The organism is Streptomyces sp. NPDC001443 (assembly GCF_053597355.1).
Genome location: NZ_JBSFIA010000006.1, coordinates 1 through 18,432, shown reverse-complemented (window position 1 = coordinate 18,432; position 18,432 = coordinate 1). Strand labels below are relative to the sequence as shown.

Here is an 18,432-nt window from a genome sequence, read left to right as displayed (position 1 = left end):
GCAGTGCGGATCCCGATGTACTGCCCCGAAGGAGATATGGCATGGCTACTGGTACCGTGAAGTGGTTCAACGCGGAAAAAGGCTTCGGCTTCATCGAGCAGGACGGTGGCGGCGCCGACGTGTTCGCCCACTACTCGAACATTGCCGCGCAGGGCTTCCGTGAGTTGCTGGAAGGCCAGAAGGTAACCTTCGACATCGCGCAGGGCCAGAAGGGCCCGACGGCCGAGAACATCGTTCCGGCCTGACACTGACGCACATTTTGCAGCTGGGGCCCGCATCCTTCGGGGTGCGGGCCCCAGCTGCACACATATCCCGCAGCGGTTTCAACTGCGGGGTGACTCGGAGGAATCCGCAGTCTCACCATGCGCGACTCCTCCTTCAGTCATGCAGGAGCGTCCTGAAGAGCTGCGCCGCAGCCGACGCCCGGTCTTGCGTCCTCATCGCGTCACCCATTCAAGCACCCCGGGTATTTCCGCCGGCCCAAATCTGTTTTTTGCCACCGGTCCATACTTGCAATTCTCCATGCCGCTCATCGCTGCGGGAATTCCTTGATATGTGCCAAATCGAGGAAGGTTCCGCATGAACCGCACACGCATGAACGATCGCTTCGACCGCTCCCGTCACGGCAGAGCCACCGCCGGAAAGGGCGGCAGTCGCACGGGCTCGCAGGCACCGCACCGTTCCGGCGGCCCTGCCCGTTCGGGCGGCCGTCCGGCCACGGTGCAAGGTGAGTTCGCGCTGCCCAGGACGGTCACGCCCGCGCTGCCCCCAGTTGAGCGCTTTGCCGAACTCGACATGCCTGAGCACCTGCTGACCGAACTCGGCAAGCAGGGGGTGACCGTACCGTTCACGATCCAGGGAGCGACGCTGCCGAACTCCCTGGCGGGCCGTGACGTACTGGGCCGGGGGCGTACCGGTTCCGGCAAGACCCTTGCCTTCGGCCTCGCCCTGCTCGCCCGTACCGCGGGACAGCGTGCTGAGCCCCGCCAGCCGCTCGGGCTGATCCTGGTGCCGACGCGTGAGCTGGCGCAGCAGGTGACCGACGCGCTCACGCCGTACGCCCGTTCCGTCAGGCTGCGGCTGGCCACGGTGGTGGGGGGGATGCCGATCGGCCGGCAGGCCGGCGCGCTGCGCGGCGGAGCCGAGGTCGTCGTCGCGACGCCCGGTCGGCTCAAGGACCTCATCGACCGCGGCGACTGCAGACTGAACCATGTGAGCATCACGGTGCTGGACGAGGCCGACCAGATGGCCGACATGGGTTTCATGCCGCAGGTCACCGCGCTGCTCGACCAGGTGCGTCCGGAGGGGCAGCGGATGCTGTTCTCCGCCACCCTGGACCGTAACGTCGACCTGCTGGTTCGCCGCTATCTCACCGACCCCGTCGTGCATTCGGTCGACCCGTCGGCCGGTACGGTCACGACGATGGAGCACCACGTCCTGCACGTCCATGGCGCAGACAAGCATGCCGCCACGACCGAGATCGCCGCCCGCGACGGCCGCGTGATCATGTTCCTGGACACCAAACACGCCGTCGACCGGCTGACCCAGGACCTGCTCGACAGCGGGGTACGCGCCGCCGCGCTGCATGGCGGCAAGTCGCAGCCGCAGCGCACCCGCACGCTGGCGCAGTTCAAGACGGGGCACGTCACCGTGCTGGTGGCAACCAATGTTGCGGCGCGCGGCATCCACGTCGACAACCTCGATCTGGTCGTCAACGTCGATCCGCCGACCGACCCCAAGGACTACCTTCACCGCAGCGGCCGTACCGCCCGCGCCGGCGAGTCCGGCAGCGTCGTCACCCTCGTCACACCGAACCAGCGCCGCGGCATGGTCCGCCTCATGGCGGACGCCGGAATCCGGCCGCAGACCACCCAGATCCGCTCGGGAGACGAGGCCCTGAGCCGGATCACCGGCGCCCAGGCCCCGTCCGGCATCCCGGTCGTCATCACCGCACCGGTGGTCGAACGCCCCGAGCGCAGCACCTCCTCCCGAGGCCGACGCCGCCCTTCCTCGGCGACCCGGCGCGCCCCCGTACGCCAGACCGTCCTCGACGCGGTGGCCTAGGGCGTGTTTCGAAAGTCCCGTCTGCCCGGCCGCGTCTGGCACGCACGCTCGCCGCGTTGTCGGGATCGCCCCGATACAACCAGTATCGGGGCGACCCTCCGCCTTGCGATCGCACGCACCGGACGCCGCCGGGCCCGCCCTTCGGGCGGACGACGCTACTTTCGAAACACGCCCTAGATGTATTGACCCGCAGGGTTGTTGACGCGGCTGATCGGGGGCTTGCCTCCGAGTGCGGTGTGGCAGCGATGGTGGTTGTAGGTGTGCAGGAAGTCTGCCAGGGCTGCGGTCCGCTCGTCGTTTGAGGTGTAGGGCCGCAGGTAGGCCCATTCGTCGAGCAGGGTGCGGTTGAAGCGTTCGACCTTGCCGTTGGTCTGCGGGCGGTAGGCACGGGTGAGTTTGCCGGTCGCGCCGAGCCGGCTGAGGGCGTCTTTCCAGGCCAGGCCCTTGCGGTAGGCCCAGGCGTTGTCGGTCAGCACGCGCTCGATGCGGGGGATGCCGTGAGCGTGGAAGAACACGGCGGCGCGGGTGAGGAAGCCGGCGCAGGTGGCGACCTTCTCGTCTGCGTGGATCTCGCTGTAGGCGAGGCGGGTGTGGTCGTCGACGGCGGAGTGGACGTAGTCGAAGCCCATGCCCCGGATCGGCCGGACGGCGTCGCGGCCGTGGACCTTGTGGCCGCCGCCGTCCGGGATCCGGCCGAGCTTCTTGACGTCGATGTGGACCAGTTCGCCGGGCCGGTCGCGTTCGTAGCGGCGGATGCCCTGTCCGGTGGGCCGGTCCAGGTGGGCGAGGCGGTTCAGGTTGTGGCGGGTCAGGATGCGGTGGACGGTGGAGGCGGGCAGGCCCAGCGTCGGGCCGAGCCGGGCGGGGCCGAGCTTGCGGGCCTGGCGCAGTCGGCAGATCTGGGCCTCCACGGCCGCCGGGGTGCGGTGCGGTGTCGTGCGGGGGCGGCTGGAGCGGTCGGCGAGGCCCGCCTCGCCCTCGTCGCGCCAGCGGCGGACCCACTTGTGGGCCGTGGCGCGGGAGATTCCCATCTCGGCGGCTACATGAGCGACGGGACGGCCTGCGCAGACACGCTCGACGAGCAGTCGCCTGCCGTGAACGGTCAGCCGGGCATTACGGTGGGACACGAAGACCTCCGTGCGGTGCAGTCCTAGACAGCTCCACCACACCGGAGGTCTTCGCCATGATCAAGCACCGGCGAGTGTCAACAACGCTCGTGATCAATACACCTAGAACCTTCGTGATCGGAAAGTTGACCCATCTCTAGGAGGCACCCTTTGAGGCTGATTCAGATGCAGCCCCGCTCGGCGGACGCCAACCCCGTGCACAGGACGGCGGTGGAGGTCATGGACGCGGCCGGACCGCAGGTCTGTGACGACATGAGCGTCGAGGTGGCGCTGGCCGTCATGGCCGCCGCACGCACGGGCCGACTGGTCGTCTGCGACCAGGACGACCAGCGCACCGGCCTGGTGACCCGAACCGACCTCACCGCCGTCAGTGACAGCGGCGCTCACCCGGACCGGGTCCGTCTGCGTGACATCCTCGGCGACACGGATCATCGTCAACCTCACCCGTGACCACGATGGCGAAGCCGAGCACGCGATGTGCTCCCGTCGACTCGGTGCTCTGCGAGTCGTAGACGAGCAAGGCAGCGCCCCGGGCATCCTCGCCACCCGCTGCAACGCGTCGCTCCGGGGCGGACCGTTCTTCCCTCTCCCTGTGAGGCCACATGCGCTGCGTCATCGCCCGCTTCCCCTTCGAACTCACCAAGGGCGGAGTGCTGGAATCGATGAAGGGCATCAAGCCCGAACCGGTTACCGGAGAGTCGGTGATCATCGGCCGCCGCCACTACCCCGTCAAGCAAGTCGGCCAAGTCATCACCCGCCAGGACCGCCGTGACTTCAGCGCCGCCGAAGTCCTCCGGGCCATGACTCAGCTCGGCTTCACCTGCCGAGCCCTCCCCAAGGCCGCGCCTCTGGGCATCCCCGGCTCGCTGCAGCACGCCTCCGCGATGCTCGGCACCCCCGTGATGGTCTGACCGGGTAAACAGGCACAAGCCGACATCTGACCAGCACAGTGGGCCCGACCGGTACGCCGGTCGGGCCCACTGTGCGTGCAGCGGGTTTTCGTCGCCGTCGCTCAGCGGTCGGAATAGCTGAAGTCGCCCCCGCTCCAGGCGCTGACGTCCTCGATCGCAACCCGGTACATCCCAGCCGTCTCCGGCCTCCCCAGGGCGCCCGCCAGGATCCGGGCGACGTGGAAGTGCAGACGCGTGGACGGCCCGTCCTTCTTCGCGGGGAGTCGAAGACGGCGGCGGACTCGCCCGAGCGGGCGGAATCCGTCAGCACATCAGACACCCTCTGCCTCCGCGTGGCTGCGGGAACCAGTCGACGGGTGATGGCAGCGCCACTGGTGACCACGGCCAGGGACTCTGACTGCTCTGGTCGGACTGCTCGATCATCCCGGGATCGTCGAGGGCGGCGCAGTCCTCGTGCCGCGCCCGTCAACGGCCGACCTGCGAGGCGTCGCGGATGGAAGCGTCCGTCCCGGGCGGTGGTGTTCTTCGCGAGACGCAGTGTTGGCCGGTGCCGGCCGGCGGTAGTCGGCGACGTCACGCTCAACCCGACGTGCTGCGCGGCGGTGGGGCGGCTGTGAGCGCCGGACTGAGCCTCGGAGCTGCTTGAACCACCCATGGGCCCGTCGAGGCGGATTGCCTTACCTTCGAGAGCGCGAAAATCTATGCTGGCCGGAGTAGACATTGGGTGGCGGTGTGGTTATGGTTTCTATCGTAGCCGAGATCGAGATAGGCCCGGCAGAGATGAACTGCCGGGCAGCAGTACCGCAGTTCGCAGGACGGTGCGGTGGTGGAGTTCCGAAGCCAAGGCGGTTGCAGGACGGTGACGGGACTGACGGCCGGACCGGGTGGCCCACGGTGATCAGGGGCCGCCATGAGCAGTACCGCAGTGGCAGTACCCAGCAGTGAAGTCAGTGAGCGGTACCTCGGTGAAGGCGTCGGCTGCGGGCGCGCGCACCGGGAGGTTCGGCAGTGGGGTTCCAAGCCGGAGTAGACGCAGGACGGGCGACGGGGCTGGCTGCCGAAGAGTGGTGCTGTTCGAGGCCACCAGCAGTTCGGGGTATCAGCAGTTCGCAGTTTCCGTCAGTGAGTAGTTGATCAAGAGGGAAGAACGGAGGAGCCGAGCGCCATCAGGATCGCCCGGGCGGAAGTCTTGGACCCGGGTACCGCAGGACATCGATAGTGAGGTGGTCTCCGGTCAAGCAACCGCGATCCCCGCGTCCCCGACAGCGTCTCGGTCGGGTCCGCGGAAACAGAGGGCCGGTGCAGTATCAGGGCCGGCAGATGGTGTAGTAGTTCCTTCGGGGCCCTGGTGCCAGTACGGCGCCAGGGCCCCTCGACGCGTTCCACAGAGAGGTGCAATGACAGCAGACGACACGTTCGGCCGTCTCGACGACGACGATTACCCCGCGTACACCATGGGCCGGGCCGCCGAGTTGCTCGGCACTACCCCTGCCTTCCTCCGCGCCCTCGGCGAAGCCCGCCTGATCACCCCCCTGCGCTCCGAAGGCGGCCACCGCCGCTACTCCCGCTACCAACTGCGCATCGCCGCCCGCGCCCGGGAACTCGTCGACCACGGGACCCCCATCGAGGCGGCCTGCCGGATCGTCATCCTCGAAGACCAGCTCGAGGAAGCCCAGCGCATCAACGCCGAGTACCGCCGCGCCGCCGAACCAGTCAACCCGAGGGCAGCAGAATGAGATGAGCGTGCCCGTCAGCGCCGGCGGGCATCGCACGCACGGCCTCGGTGTGCGACGTGATCCTTTCCCATGGTGACGCGATGTGTGGGCGTGTAACGTCTGCGTCAGCTGTCGTGGTTCGGAATTCCCTCTTACCCACGCCTCTGGTGTGGGCGTTTTGCTGTGCTGTGCCGCAGGGACCAGGGCGATCACCTCCGTCTCCCACATGGAGTGGGAGGCGTTCATCGACTGGAAGGCATGAGACATGGCAACGGGAACTGTGAAGTGGTTCAACGCGGAGAAGGGCTTCGGCTTCATCGCCCAGGACGGCGGCGGCCCGGATGTCTTCGCGCACTACTCCGCGATCAACTCCACCGGCTTTCGTGAGCTCCGGGAGGGCCAGGCCGTGACGTTCGACGTCACCCAGGGCCAGAAGGGCCCGCAGGCCGAGAACATCAACCCGGCTTGACCTCGGAGACCTGCCCGAGGGATCGCGCACGCCGTGTCCGGTGGCCGCCGCCCGTGCGGGCCCTGCCGCCCACGTGGACGAAGGCGCCTGATCTCGTGCTGGGCCGGCACAAGATCAGGGGCCGCGCAGCAATGGCTGCGCGGCCCCTGATCTGTGGAAGCCCTGGCCGGTGCGACTTCGACCCGAAACTTCCTGACCTCAGTCGGTGCAAGCGCCGCCGGGCACGTGAGCCGCATGTCCTACGCGGCTACGGCGCAGCTTGGAGGAGCCGACGTTCAGACGCTCGTCCAGGTGTCGAGGAAGGCTCTCCGTGGCCTCGACGCTGCGCGCCGCCCCCAGCCGTACGACCGAGCCGCCGGTGAAGCCGGTGGTGCGGAACGACACCGACGCGGCCCCGAGCTGCTCCTCGAGCATGCGCGCCACCACGTCGAGTGACTGCACGGGCGCTGCGGTCTCCGCCGCCGCCAACGTCCTCCCGAAGTGGGAGAACCCCCGTTGGACTGCGGGTTTTCGCGCCTCTTGTCCTTGCGACGTGTTCCCGATGACGCATCACGTGGAGTACGTTGCCACCCCCGGCCTGCTGGGGTGGCCGCTGACTCCGTGCCCGGCCTCGATGCCGGCGGGGCCAGGGCCGCAACCGGGATCGTGCTGCCGTGCTGTGGTTCAGGCGTCGATGATGACGGGGATGATGAGGGGCTTGCGGCGGTGGGTGCGGAACGCCCAGTTCGCCACGGCGCGGGCGAGGAGTTGTTCGAGTTGGCGGGCGTCCCCGACGCCTTCCGCGGCGGCGGTGGCCAGGGTTTTCTCGATGACGGGGACGACAGGCTCGAAGGTGGTGTCGTCGTGGACGAAGCCCCGGGCCAGGAAGTCGGGGGCTTCGGCGAGGGCGCCGGTGTCCGCGTCGACGATCGCCACCACCGTGACCACGCCTTCGGCGGCGAGGGTGAGGCGGTCCTTGAGGGATGCTTCGGTGGCGCCGCCGACTTCCATGCCGTCGACGTAGACGTTTCCGGCGGGGACCTTGCCGGTGATGGACGCGCGCCCGTCGACCAGGTCGACGACGACGCCGTCCTCGGCGATGACGACCCGCTCGGGGTCGACACCGGTACGGATGGCGAGGTCGGCGTTGGCCCGCAGGTGGCGCCATTCGCCGTGCACGGGCATGACATTGCGGGGCTTGACGATGTTGTAGCAGTAGACGAGTTCGCCGGCGCTGGCATGCCCGGAGACATGCACCTTGGCGTTGCCCTTGTGGACCACGTGGGCGCCCCACCGGGTGAGTCCGTTGATCACCCGGTAGATGGCGTTCTCGTTGCCGGGGATGAGGGAGCTGGCGAGCAGGACGGTGTCGCCTTTGCCGATACGGATCATGTGGTCGCGGTTGGCCATCCGGGACAGCGCGGCCATCGGTTCGCCCTGGGAGCCGGTACACACCAGAGTGATCTTGTGGTCCGGGAGCTTCTCCACCTCCTTCGTGCTCACGACCAGACCGGAGGGGACCTTCAAATAGCCCAGGTCACGGGCGATGCCCATGTTGCGGACCATCGACCGGCCGACGAAGGCGACCTTGCGGCCGTGCTGGTGGGCGGCATCCAGGACCTGCTGGATACGGTGAACATGGCTGGCGAAGCTGGAGACGATGACCCGGCGCGGCGCGGTGCGCATCACCTGCTCGATGGCCGGGTTCAGCTCTCGCTCGGAGGTGGTGAAGCCGGGTACTTCGGCGTTGGTGGAGTCGGTGAGGAACAGGTCCACGCCCTCCTCGCCGAGGCGCGCGAAGGCGCGCAGATCGGTGATGCGCTCGTCGAGAGGGAACTGGTCCATCTTGAAGTCGCCGGTGTGCAGCACCATCCCGGCACCGGTGCGGATCGCGACCGCGAGGCTGTCGGGGATGGAGTGGTTGACCGCCACGAACTCGCAGTCGAAGGGCCCGAAGCCACGCCGGTCGCCCTCCCGCACCCGCACCGTGCGCGGCCGGATGCCGTGTTCCTTGAGCTTGGCCTCCAGGAACGCCAGCGTCAGCTTGGAGCCGACGACGGGAATGTCGGACCGCTCGCGCAGCAGGTACGGCACGCCGCCGATGTGGTCCTCGTGGCCGTGGGTGAGTACCACGGCCACGATGTCGTCCAGCCGGTTCCGGATCGAGGTGAAGTCCGGCAGGATCACGTCCACGCCGGGCTGGGTCTCCTCGGGGAACAGCACGCCGCAGTCGACGACGAGCAGCTTGCCCGCGTGCTCGAAGACGGTCATGTTGCGGCCGATCTCACCCAGGCCGCCCAGGGCGATGACTCGCAGCCCTCCTTCAGGCAGGGGAGGGGCGGCTTTCAGTTCGGGGTGCGGATGACTCATACCCTGACGGTACCCGGAGAGCGGGACAGGATGATCCATTGCCCGTGCGATCTCCTTTTCCCGACGGAGTGGGACCCGCAGCGGGTGCCTCGGCACGATCGGATCACCCCGGCGGCCGGAACAGGCAGGGGTGAAAGCGGTACCACCTCCCTGGCCCAACCCTTCGCCCGGTGCTGGAGAAGATCTCGTGCACCCTGTCGTTTTTCCGGCGTTTGCCACCTTCCGGTGGCCTCGGCACCGGTCCGCTCGAAATGGTCGAGACGCGGGAGCCGCCGGCGCTCAGGAGCAAGTGGGCCGGGAGCGCCCCGAGGCAGCTTCTCTCGCCGGGCGGACAGTTGGCGGGGTCCCCGAAGCGCTCGCCGCCCCCGCCGGCCATGCCGGAACCCGATGTGGAGCCCCATGAACTCGACGACGAGGTCGCGCGGGGGCGGCTCGGCCGTTGTCTCGAGCCGGTCCCGGAAAGTCCTGGACTCGCGGCGCTCACGAGCGGGCGGCTCGTGGGGTGATGTCGTTCGGCGCCATATGGTCCACGACTCGTCCGGGCGAGACTCCCCTTGGGTGTCAGACAGTAGCGCGAAGGCTCCAGCTCATCACTGATTGTAGCCGTTATTTCGGGTTGCCTGGAGCGCAACGATGCCTTCGGGCAACCGACTTCAGGCTCTGGAAGAAGCCAGGCTTCTGAGGGCTGTAGGAACAAAGAATGTTCTTGGTCTGCTGGTGGTGCAGCACTTGTATGCACGGTGACCTGGGCAAGTGGTGCCTGTAGGGGATTTCGGGAGGCGGCTGGTCCGGAAGTGGTCCGGATCTTGGTCCGATGGCCACCCCGGGCCGGGTATCGGCTGCACTGCCAGTGGGTGGAGGCAATCGGTGAACTTTCCCCGTGATGCTGGACACTCCATGCTTACGCCGCGAGGGCGTGTCCTTGCTCGTGTCGCTGCCGGATTTCCAGCGGGGTCAGGTAGCCCCAGTGCGGGTGCTTCCGCAGCCGTCTGCGGTTGTAGAAGGTCTCGATGAAGGTGAAGATTTCGGCGCGGGCGGTGGCCCGGTCGGGCCGGCGGCGGGTGCCGATCTCTTCTTTCAGTACGGCGAAGAAGGACTCGGCGGCGGCGTTGTCGCAGCACGACCCGGTTCGTCCCATGCTTTGCCGCATCCCCAACCAGCTTATCTCGCGCCGGAGTTCACCGGAGGTGTACTCCGATCCGCGGTCCGAGTGCGCTATGCAGCCGGGCTGGAGCCGACCGCGGCCGGCGGCCATCGCCAGCGCGTCGACGACCAGAAAGGCCCGGTGGTGGTCGGCCATCGAGTAGCCGACGATCTCGCGGGTGGCCAGGTCCAGCCAGGTTGCCAGGTAGAGCCATCCCTCGTTGGTGGCGATGAAGGTGATGTCACCGACCAGGCGCATGCCGGGCCCGGGGGCTGTGAAGTCGCGTCCGAGCAGGTCGACGGCGGGCACGGCCTTCTTCGCCGGCCGGGTCAGACCCCGGCGTTTACGACGTGTGACGCCGACGATTGTCATGCGCGCGCATGACCCGTTCCACCCGCTTGTGGTTGACCCGGTGTCCGAGTCGGCGCAGTTCGGCGTGGATCCGGGGGATGCCGTAGGTGTGCCGGGAGGCGACGTGCAGCACGGTGATCTCGTGGGCCAGGGCATCGTCGGCGGCCTGCCTTGCCCGGCGGGCCTGTTCGCCGGCCCGCCAGGCGTAGAAGGAGGAGCGGGCCACCTGCAGCAGTCGGCACAGCAGAGCGACGGTGTGGGTGGTCTTCTCCGCCTCGATGAACGCGCAGACCGCGGTCATCGATCGCTCTCCTTCGCGAAGAAGACCGCCGCTTTCGCAGCACCTCGATCGTCTCGGCCTGCTCACGGTTCTGCCGACGCAGCCGGCGCAGTTCCTCCCGCTCGGCCGTCGTCAGCTCGCCCGGCGCCCCCTGACCGTGGTCGGCCTGGTCCTGCCGGACCCAGTTCCGCAGCCCCTCGGCGCTGACCCCGAGCTCCCGGGCCACCTCGGTGACGGTCCTGCCGGAGGAGCGGACCAGCGCGACCGCGTCCCGCTTGAACTCCTCCGTGTACCGCCTGCTGCGGTTGCTCTTGCTTCCCCCCCTGGCACTACTTCCTCTGGAACCTCACGTCCCAGTCTCCAGGTGTCCAGCTTCAAGGGGAAGCTTCAACCTTCGCAAGCAACGAGAACGTGGCGCCATCCCCGATCGCGGTACCGTCGGCATGTGCTGGGGGCCAGTCCTCGCGGTGATCAACGACCTTGAGACAACCCGCGAGCCCACTGCTGTGTGACCACGCCCGGCGCCCGACATCCTCCGCGCTTCTTCGCATGCTTCGCCCCGCCGAGGACGACGCAACCTAGTACCTCAGCTGGTCCGGGACAGGCGCAGATTCGTGGTGAACGAGCCCGGAAGGCGCTGAACGGTCACTGATGGTGCTGAACGGTCGTCACTGATGGTGCTGAACGGTCACGGATGGTGGCTGCACTCTATGGGTGCCTGAAAGGGTAAAGCCTCCTTCAGGCACCCAACTTGAGGCTCTAGAAGAACCCAAGTTTCTTCGGGCTGTACGAAACCAAAACGTTCTTGGTCTGCTGGTAGTGCTCCAGCATCATCTTGTGCGTCTCGCGGCCGATCCCGGACTGCTTGTAGCCGCCGAAGGCGGCGTGCGCGGGGTAGGCGTGGTAGCAGTTCGTCCACACGCGGCCCGCCTGGATCGCCCGGCCCGCGCGGTACGCCGTGTTGATGTCGCGGGTCCACACACCGGCCCCGAGACCGTACAACGTGTCGTTGGCGATCTTGATGGCGTCGTCGAAGTCGTCGAACGAGGCCACCGACACCACCGGACCGAAGATCTCCTCCTGGAAGATCCGCATCCGGTTGTCGCCCTCGAAGATCGTCGGGCGGACGTAGTAGCCCCCTTTCAGATCACCGTCGTAGTCGGCGCGTTCGCCGCCGGTGAGGACCTTGGCGCCCTCCTGCCGGCCGATGTCGATGTACGACAGGATCTTGGCGAGCTGGTCGCTGGACGCCTGGGCGCCGATCATCGTGTCCGTGTCCAACGGGTGACCGGGTTTGATCGACTCGGTGCGGGCGACGGCCGCCTGCAGGAAGTCGCCGTAGTTGCCGCGCTGGATCAGCCCACGGGACGGGCAGGTGCACACCTCGCCCTGGTTCAGCGCGAACATGGTGAAGCCTTCGAGCGCCTTGTCCCGCAGGTCGTCGTCCTTGTCCCACACGTCGTCGAAGAAGATGTTGGGCGACTTGCCGCCGAGCTCCAGGGTGACCGGCTTGAGGTTCTCCGAGGCGTACTGCATGATCAACCGCCCCGTCGAGGTCTCCCCGGTGAAGGCGATCTTCGCCACGCGCGGGCTCGACGCGAGCGGCTTGCCCGCCTCCTCGCCGAAGCCGTTGACGATGTTCACCACACCCGGCGGCAGCAGGTCGGCGACGAGGCTCATCCAGTAGTGGATGGAGACCGGGGTCTGCTCGGCCGGCTTCAGGACGACCGCGTTGCCCGCCGCGAGGGCGGGAGCGAGCTTCCAGGTGGCCATCAGGATGGGGAAGTTCCACGGGATGATCTGCGCGACCACGCCGAGCGGCTCGTGGAAGTGGTACGCCACCGTGTCGTCGTCGACCTCGCTCAGCGCCCCTTCCTGGGCGCGGATCGCGCCCGCGAAGTACCGGAAGTGGTCGATGGCCAGCGGGATGTCCGCCGCCAGCGTCTCCCGGACCGGCTTGCCGTTCTCCCAGCTCTCGGCGACCGCGAGCTGCTCCAGGTTCGCCGCCATCCGGTCGGCGATCTTGAGCAGGATGTCGGAGCGCTCCGTCGCCGACAGCCGGCCCCAACCGGGTGCCGCCGCGTGGGCCGCGTCGAGCGCCCGCTCCACGTCCTCCGCCGTGCCCCGCGCGACCTCGGTGAACGGCTCACCGTTCACCGGGCTCGGGTTGTCGAAGTACTGCCCTCGGGCCGGCGGCACATACGCGCCGCCGATGAAGTGGTCGTAGCGCGACTGGTAGGAGACGATCGCGCCTTCGGTGCCTGGCGCCGCGTAACGAGTCATGCCGGACGGCCTCCTTCAGTTGCACTGCCCGCCGTTGGGCAGCTTTCGGCGCGAGGCTAGGCGCGCGGACGTTGCGACCACGTTGCGTCCCTCTCGTACAGCCCGAGCTCTCAGCGCCCCGACGGCCGTGCGGGCGCCGCCAGTTCGGCCTCCAACGCGGACAGCCGTGCCCGCACCGCCGCCGTCGGACGCACCGCGGCGAGCGCCCGCCAGACGTCGAGGTCCTCCTCGCCCCACGGAGCGTGGGCCCAGTCCGCCAGCAGATCGGGATCGCGGCGGGCGATCAGCGCCGCCCGCAGGCCGTCGGCGAGGCGCCGCCGCAGCCGCACCACCGCCGGGGCCGTCGAGCCGGGCAGCAGCGGCCCGGTGTACGCCGCCACGGCTGCCGTGACCGCACCGGTCTGCAGTCGTCTTTCGACGGCGTCGACATCGGACTCCACCGGGACGGTCAGCCGGTACGGGCGCGAGGCCAGCAGTCCGGGGCCCAGGAAGCCGCGCAGCCTGGCCAGTTCGGCACGCAACGTCACCGGGGTGACCGACTCGCTCTCGTACAGCGCGCACAGCAGCTCGTCGCCGGTCAGTCCCTCCGGGTGCCGGGCCAACAGCACCAGGATCTCGCTGTGCCTGCGGCTGAGCCGCACCTTGCGACCGCCGGCGAACAGCCGTGCCTCGTCGTGCCCCAGCGCGGTCAGTTCGGCCGTGTCCTCGGCCGGCTGCTCGGCGGTGAGCAGCGCCAGCTGGGACTCGGCGGCGCGCGCGACGGCCTGGACGAACCCGAGGCTGTGCGGATGCGCGAGCCCGTCCCCGCCGGTGATGTCCACGGCGCCGAGCAGCCGACCCGTGCGCGGATCGTGTACCGGGGCCGCCGCGCAGGTCCAGGGCTGAGCCCCGCGGCTGAAGTGCTCGGCCGAGAAGACCTGCACCGGCCGGTCCACGGCGACGGCCGTGCCCGGCGCGTTCGTCCCGACCGCCGTCTCCGCCCACCTGGCACCCGGTACGAAGTTCATCCGTCCGGCCTGCCGCCGCGTCGCCGGGTCGCCCTCGACCCACAGCAGCCTGCCCTGCGCGTCGCACACCGCCAGCAGATGTCTGCCGTCGGCGGCGAACGTGCCCATCAGCTCGCGGAACAGCGGCATCACCCGGGCCAGCGGATGCTCGGCTCGGTAGGCGCCGAGCTCACCGTCCATGAGCTCCACGCTCGCGGTGCCGTCGGGCCCTACCCCGGCCCGCGCCGAACGGCGCCAGGAGTCCGCCACCACGGCACGCACCGGCCGCCCCACCGTGCCCGCCTCGGTGAACGTGTCGTGCGCGCGGCGCAGCAGCTCCGCGCGCCGGACGGGGTCGGCCCCCGGTTCCAGGGCAACCCAGGGATCGGTCAACTCGGCCTCCCGGAAGGCGATGCGGTTCGGTCGATGCATCTCGGGCCATGCGGTCCACGCAGCGCGGCTGAGGACATCGTCACTCCGGGTGTGCGTGCCGACAACCGTTTCGACGTCGGCGAGCCGGGGGGAAACCGGTCGCTCAGGCGAAGTTGACGAGTCTGATGTAGCGGGTCCAGTCCCAGTTCGGGCCGGGGTCGATGTGGTCCGAACCCGGTACCTCGTAGTGCCCGATGATGTGGGCGCGGTCCTTGGGGATGCCGTATGCGGTGCAGATCGCGGCCGTGAGCCGGGCCGACGCCTCGTACAGGGCGTTCGTGAAAGAGGCGGGTCGGTCCACCCGGCCCTCGTGCTCGATGCCGATGCTGCGGGTGTTGTAGTCCCAGTTGCCCGCGTGCCAGGCCACGTCGTGCTCACGGACACACTGGGCGATGTGCCCGTCGGCGGAGCGGACGACGTAGTGCGCGGACACCTGCTTCGCCGGGTTCCGGAAGATGTCGAGCGTGTCGGGGTAGGTCTCCTGGGTAACGTGGACGATCACGCGGTCGAGGGGATAGGAGGTGGGGCGGTTCGACGCCGTGCGGTTGGCGGTGCTCGCCGGCTGCCACTCGGCGAGCGGGTAGTCGACCGTCAGGGCCTGCGCACCGGCCCGGGTGGCGGGAAGCAGGGCGTAGGGGACGGCGACGAGGGCGGCTCCCTGGAGAACCCTCCGCCTGCTGGGCAGTGGTCCTGCTCGTTCCGTGCTGTTCGATGACATGTGTGTTTCCCCCGTCCACCCGACAGAACCGCCGTCGTCACGACGCGACGGCCGCGCCTCACGTGAATCACGGTACGACGCCGACGGGCCGGGCAGAAGGACTCGAGGGGCTTCCGTGGACGGCGGAGACATTGTGGACAACTCGGCCGCACGAACGGGTGAGTTCGCCACCGAGAGCCGCGGTCGGCCGAGGACACGGACCGCCGGGAAATCCGGCGGCCGACAGGGAGGAGCGGGGCTCGACCGGCGGGACGGGGTTCGACCGGGGGTGCGACCGGAGAAGCGTGGGGCTCGGTCGGGGGCCGGGTTCGACCGGAGACGCGTAAGCCTCGGCCGGGAGCGTGGGGCTCAGGCCCGCTCCGCCACCGCCGCCGGATCGTCCAGCACCGTCCGCACCACCGAGTGCGCCGCCCCCAGTAGCGGCCCTTCGGGGCCCAGGCGCGAGACCGACACGGCACAGGCCGGCCCGGCCGTCCGCCGCGCCAACTCCTCCTGCAGGGCCGGCAGCAGCCAGGGCGCGAGACCGGCCAGCGCGCCTCCGAGCACGACCGTCTCGGGGTCGAGGAGGTTGACCGCTCCGGTCAGCGCGACGCCGAACGCCGTTCCCGCGTCGCGCAGCGCCCGCCGAACGGCCTCGTCGCCCGCCGCCGCCCGTCCGGCGAGCAGCCCGACCCGGTCCTCGCCCGGCTCCAGACCGGCCGCGCGCAGCACCGCTTCCTCACCGGCGTACTGCTCCAGACATCCGCGCCCGCCGCACGCGCACTCGGGCCCGTCCGGCCGGACCGGAACATGTCCCAGTTCGCCCGCGAACCCCCGGGTCCCGCGCAGCAGCCGCCCGTCCACCACGACCGCCGCGCCGATGCCGATCTCGGCCGACACATGGAGGAAGTCGCGCGGGGTGCCCTCGCCGAGCCACAGCTCGGCCAGACCGCCGAAGTTGGCCTCGTTGTCCACGGCCAGCGGCAGTTCGGCGGGCAGCGACGCCCCGAGGTCGAGGTCGTGCCAGCCCAGGTTCGGAGCGCGTACGACGGTCCGGGCGTCGGGGGCGACCAGGCCGGGCACGGCTATGGCCAGCCCGGCCGGCCACAGGCCCTCACGTTCCGCGTCGGCGACGACGAGGCGCAGCAGCGAGGTGAGCTCTTCGAGCACCGGCCCGGGCGCGCGGCCGCGGTTCGTGCCGTGCCGCACCGCCCGCGCCCGCACCTTCCCGCGCAGGTCCACCGCGCAGACCGCGAGATGGTCGACCCCCACCTCCGCGCCGATCCCGGCGGGGCCGCGCCCGCTGACGGCGAGGGCGGACCCCGGACGGCCCACTCGGCCCGGCCGCTCCGGTCCCAGCTCCTCCAGCAGCCCGGAGCGGATGAGTTCGTCGACGAGGGTCGACACCGCCGCCCGGGTCAGTCCGATGCGCGAGGCGACCGAGGCACGGGAGAGCGGGCCCTCGGCGCCCACGGTGTGCATGACCCGGGCGAGATTGCGTCGGCGCATGCCCTGCTGGGTGTCGGGCAGGGCCCGACCGGGTCCGGTCGGGTGTCCCTCGTGCAGCGGTACGGTCATCCTTGCGGTCAGTCCTCGTTCGTCGTCCTTCAGCGGGCGTTCGGCTCTCGTTCCAGCAGCGTGGCCGCGTCGGAGAGTACCCCGGAGATCCTTTCCAGCGTTTTCTCGTCCCGCTCCACCGCGTCCAGCACCGGTCCCTGCGCGGTGTTCCAGCGCCGGGCGACCGCCGCCGGGTCCTCGCCGGTCAGCAGGCCGGCGGCCTGGGCCGCGGCACCGAGTGCGACCAGTTCCTTGGCCTCGGGGATCTGGACCGGCCGTCCGGAGAGCCGGCGTACGGTCTGCTGCCACGCCCTGCCCCGGGCGCCGCCGCCGATCAGCAGCAGCGGCGCGGTGCGGTCCGCGTCCTCGTCGAGCACCAGGTCGAGCGCGCCCAGCAGGGAGTGGACGGCGCCGTCGTAGGCGGCCTGGAGGAGCTGGCCGGCGGTCGTGTCGTGCCGCAGACCGTGCAGGAGCCCCGACGCGTGGGGCAGGTTCGGGGTGCGTTCGCCGTCGAGGTAGGGCAGGAGGGTGACCCCGGTGGTGGGCTCCACCGCCTCGCGGTCGAGACCCAGCAGCGCGGCGAGGCGGTCGACGGCGAGCGTGCAGTTCAGGGTGCAGGCCAGCGGCAGCCAGTCGCCGTGGGCGTCGGCGAAGCCCGCCACCGTCCCGGTCGGGTCGGCGGGGCGCTGCTTCGACACCGCGTAGACGGTGCCCGACGTGCCCAGACTCAGCACCGGGGTACCCGGTCGCAGTCCCAGCCCCAGCGCCGCGGCGGCGTTGTCGCCGGTGCCGGGGGCGACCAGGGTGCCCTTGGAGAAGGGCAGGTCGTGGCTGTCGCGGACGGTCCCGGCCACCTCGCCCGGCCGGACCACCCGGGGCAGCAGCGCGGGGTCGAGCCCGACATGGGCGAGGATCTCCTCGTCGTACGCCTCGGTCCGCGACGACCACCAGCCGGTGCCGGAGGCGTCACCGCGGTCGGTCGTGCCCTGACCGGTCAGCCGCTCGGTGAGGTAGTCGTGGGGGAGACGCACGGCCTTGGTGGCGCGGACCGCCTCCGGCTCGTGCTCGGCCAGCCAGGCCCACTTCGTCACGGTGAACGAGGCACCGGGCACGAGTCCCGTGCGGTCCGCCCATTCCTTCGGCCCGCCCAGTTCCTCCGCGAGCCGGCGCGCCTGCGGCGCCGAGCGGACGTCGTTCCACAGCAGCGCCGGGCGTACGGGCTCGCCCTGGGCGTCCAGGGTGACGAGCCCGTGCTGCTGCCCGCCGATCGACACCGCGGCGGCCTCGCGGGCGGCGTCGCCGCACTGGCGCAGGGCCCGGTGCAGCGCGTCCCACCATTGGCGCGGATCGCTCTCACGGCCCGCTCCGGAGGAGACGGTGTGCGGCGCCTGACCGCTCGCGACGACCTGTCCGGTGGCCGCGTCGACGACGAGCACCTTGGTCGACTGGGTGGACGAATCCACGCCGACGACGAGCGGACCCTCGGCTGCTGACATCGGGTTCTCCCTGCTTTTTTCCGCGGCTCTGCGGGGTCTGACCTGCTGTTTTTCTGAAATCCGAGGGTCTGGAGACCGGGATCTCACCCTTCGGGGACGTCGTGTCCCTTCCCAGGGATGTGCTGGCATACTAATTTGTAAACGGCCATGACGAAATAGTTCAGCTAGCAAGGAGCCGCCGTATGAGCTACCAGCCCACCCCCGAGGACAGGTTCACCTTCGGTCTGTGGACCGTCGGCTGGCAGGGACGGGACCCGTTCGGTGACGCGACCCGGCGGGCCCTGGACCCGGTCGAGACGGTGCAGCGTCTGGCCGAGCTGGGTGCCTACGGTGTGACCTTCCACGACGACGACCTGATCCCGTTCGGGTCCTCGGACAGCGAGCGCGAGTCGCACGTCAAGCGGTTCCGCCAGGCGCTGGACGCCACCGGTCTGACCGTGCCGATGGCCACGACGAACCTGTTCACCCACCCGGTGTTCAAGGACGGCGCGTTCACCGCGAACGACCGTGACGTGCGCCGTTACGCGCTGCGCAAGACGATCCGCAACATCGACCTGGCCGTGGAGCTGGG

At 69.7% G+C, this 18,432-nt stretch carries 16 protein-coding genes and 3 pseudogenes; 7 read left to right on the top strand and 12 right to left on the bottom strand.

Annotated elements, in window-relative coordinates; genetic code table 11:
- Positions 1-41: 41 nt before the first annotated feature.
- Together ACWC24_RS09235 and ACWC24_RS09230 are read left to right on the top strand one after the other, a co-directional pair.
- Complete coding sequence (locus tag ACWC24_RS09235; protein ID WP_006136369.1) at positions 42-245, top strand: cold-shock protein; 204 nt, start codon at positions 42-44, stop codon at positions 243-245.
- A 334-nt stretch (positions 246-579) separates the two neighbouring features.
- Positions 580-2,064, top strand: a complete 1,485-nt coding sequence (locus ACWC24_RS09230; protein ID WP_450662200.1) for a DEAD/DEAH box helicase — start codon at positions 580-582, stop codon at positions 2,062-2,064.
- 173 nt (positions 2,065-2,237) lie between these two features.
- Here ACWC24_RS09230 and ACWC24_RS09225 read toward each other — a convergent pair whose 3' ends face one another.
- Positions 2,238-3,191 (bottom strand): IS481 family transposase, encoded by a 954-nt coding sequence (locus tag ACWC24_RS09225; RefSeq protein ID WP_450662199.1) that lies wholly within the window; start codon positions 3,189-3,191, stop codon positions 2,238-2,240.
- A 150-nt stretch (positions 3,192-3,341) separates the two neighbouring features.
- Between ACWC24_RS09225 and ACWC24_RS09220 the strand changes: the two are divergent.
- Positions 3,342-3,735: pseudogene (locus tag ACWC24_RS09220) on the top strand (CBS domain-containing protein); the annotation flags it as partial.
- Between the two features lie 58 nt (positions 3,736-3,793).
- Positions 3,794-4,102 carry an SCO5918 family protein gene (locus ACWC24_RS09215; protein WP_235456259.1) on the top strand — a complete coding sequence of 103 codons (309 nt, stop codon included), beginning with the start codon at positions 3,794-3,796 and terminating at the stop codon, positions 4,100-4,102.
- A 101-nt stretch (positions 4,103-4,203) separates the two neighbouring features.
- On the opposite strand, the pseudogene ACWC24_RS09210 reads toward ACWC24_RS09215, so the two are convergent.
- Positions 4,204-4,550, bottom strand: a pseudogene (locus ACWC24_RS09210) (hypothetical protein).
- A 949-nt stretch (positions 4,551-5,499) separates the two neighbouring features.
- Between ACWC24_RS09210 and ACWC24_RS09205 the strand changes: the two are divergent.
- On the top strand, positions 5,500-5,838 hold the full coding sequence (locus tag ACWC24_RS09205; RefSeq protein WP_450662198.1) for a MerR family transcriptional regulator: 339 nt from the start codon (positions 5,500-5,502) through the stop codon (positions 5,836-5,838).
- A 244-nt stretch (positions 5,839-6,082) separates the two neighbouring features.
- On the top strand, positions 6,083-6,286 hold the full coding sequence (locus ACWC24_RS09200; protein ID WP_362642644.1) for a cold-shock protein: 204 nt from the start codon (positions 6,083-6,085) through the stop codon (positions 6,284-6,286).
- A 198-nt stretch (positions 6,287-6,484) separates the two neighbouring features.
- Here ACWC24_RS09200 and ACWC24_RS09195 read toward each other — a convergent pair whose 3' ends face one another.
- The 10 genes and pseudogenes from ACWC24_RS09195 to xylB all read right to left on the bottom strand — a co-directional run bounded on the left by ACWC24_RS09195 (position 6,485) and on the right by xylB (position 17,861).
- A complete protein-coding gene (locus ACWC24_RS09195) occupies positions 6,485-6,727 on the bottom strand; it encodes a hypothetical protein (protein ID WP_450662197.1) in 243 nt (80 codons plus the stop codon).
- A gap of 222 nt (positions 6,728-6,949) precedes the next feature.
- Positions 6,950-8,635: a ribonuclease J gene (locus ACWC24_RS09190; protein WP_450662196.1), complete on the bottom strand. Its 1,686-nt coding sequence runs from the start codon at positions 8,633-8,635 to the stop codon at positions 6,950-6,952.
- Positions 8,636-9,536: 901 nt separating this feature from the next.
- Positions 9,537-10,151 (bottom strand): IS3 family transposase, encoded by a 615-nt coding sequence (locus ACWC24_RS09185; RefSeq protein WP_450662195.1) that lies wholly within the window; start codon positions 10,149-10,151, stop codon positions 9,537-9,539.
- The gene (locus ACWC24_RS09180) at positions 10,123-10,431 is read right to left on the bottom strand and encodes an IS3 family transposase (protein ID WP_450662194.1); all 309 of its coding nucleotides are present in this window, start codon (positions 10,429-10,431) and stop codon (positions 10,123-10,125) included. Before ACWC24_RS09180 ends, ACWC24_RS09185 begins: the two co-directional genes overlap by 29 nt.
- Positions 10,432-10,510: 79 nt before the next feature.
- A pseudogene (locus ACWC24_RS09175) lies at positions 10,511-10,702 on the bottom strand (transposase); the annotation flags it as partial.
- 467 nt (positions 10,703-11,169) lie between these two features.
- Positions 11,170-12,693 carry an acetaldehyde dehydrogenase ExaC gene (gene exaC, locus ACWC24_RS09170; RefSeq protein WP_450662193.1) on the bottom strand — a complete coding sequence of 508 codons (1,524 nt, stop codon included), beginning with the start codon at positions 12,691-12,693 and terminating at the stop codon, positions 11,170-11,172.
- 110 nt (positions 12,694-12,803) lie between these two features.
- Complete coding sequence (locus tag ACWC24_RS09165; protein ID WP_450662389.1) at positions 12,804-14,072, bottom strand: GAF domain-containing protein; 1,269 nt, start codon at positions 14,070-14,072, stop codon at positions 12,804-12,806.
- Positions 14,073-14,214: 142 nt separating this feature from the next.
- Complete coding sequence (locus ACWC24_RS09160; RefSeq protein WP_450662192.1) at positions 14,215-14,829, bottom strand: N-acetylmuramoyl-L-alanine amidase; 615 nt, start codon at positions 14,827-14,829, stop codon at positions 14,215-14,217.
- A 348-nt stretch (positions 14,830-15,177) separates the two neighbouring features.
- The gene (locus ACWC24_RS09155) at positions 15,178-16,386 is read right to left on the bottom strand and encodes an ROK family protein (protein ID WP_450662191.1); all 1,209 of its coding nucleotides are present in this window, start codon (positions 16,384-16,386) and stop codon (positions 15,178-15,180) included.
- Positions 16,387-16,415: 29 nt separating this feature from the next.
- Positions 16,416-17,861, bottom strand: a complete 1,446-nt coding sequence (gene xylB / locus ACWC24_RS09150; protein ID WP_450662190.1) for a xylulokinase — start codon at positions 17,859-17,861, stop codon at positions 16,416-16,418.
- A 182-nt stretch (positions 17,862-18,043) separates the two neighbouring features.
- On the opposite strand from xylB, the gene ACWC24_RS09145 reads away from it, so the two are divergent.
- Positions 18,044-18,432, top strand: a 389-nt coding sequence (locus tag ACWC24_RS09145) for a TIM barrel protein (protein WP_450662189.1), incomplete at its 3' end; no start/stop codon positions are given.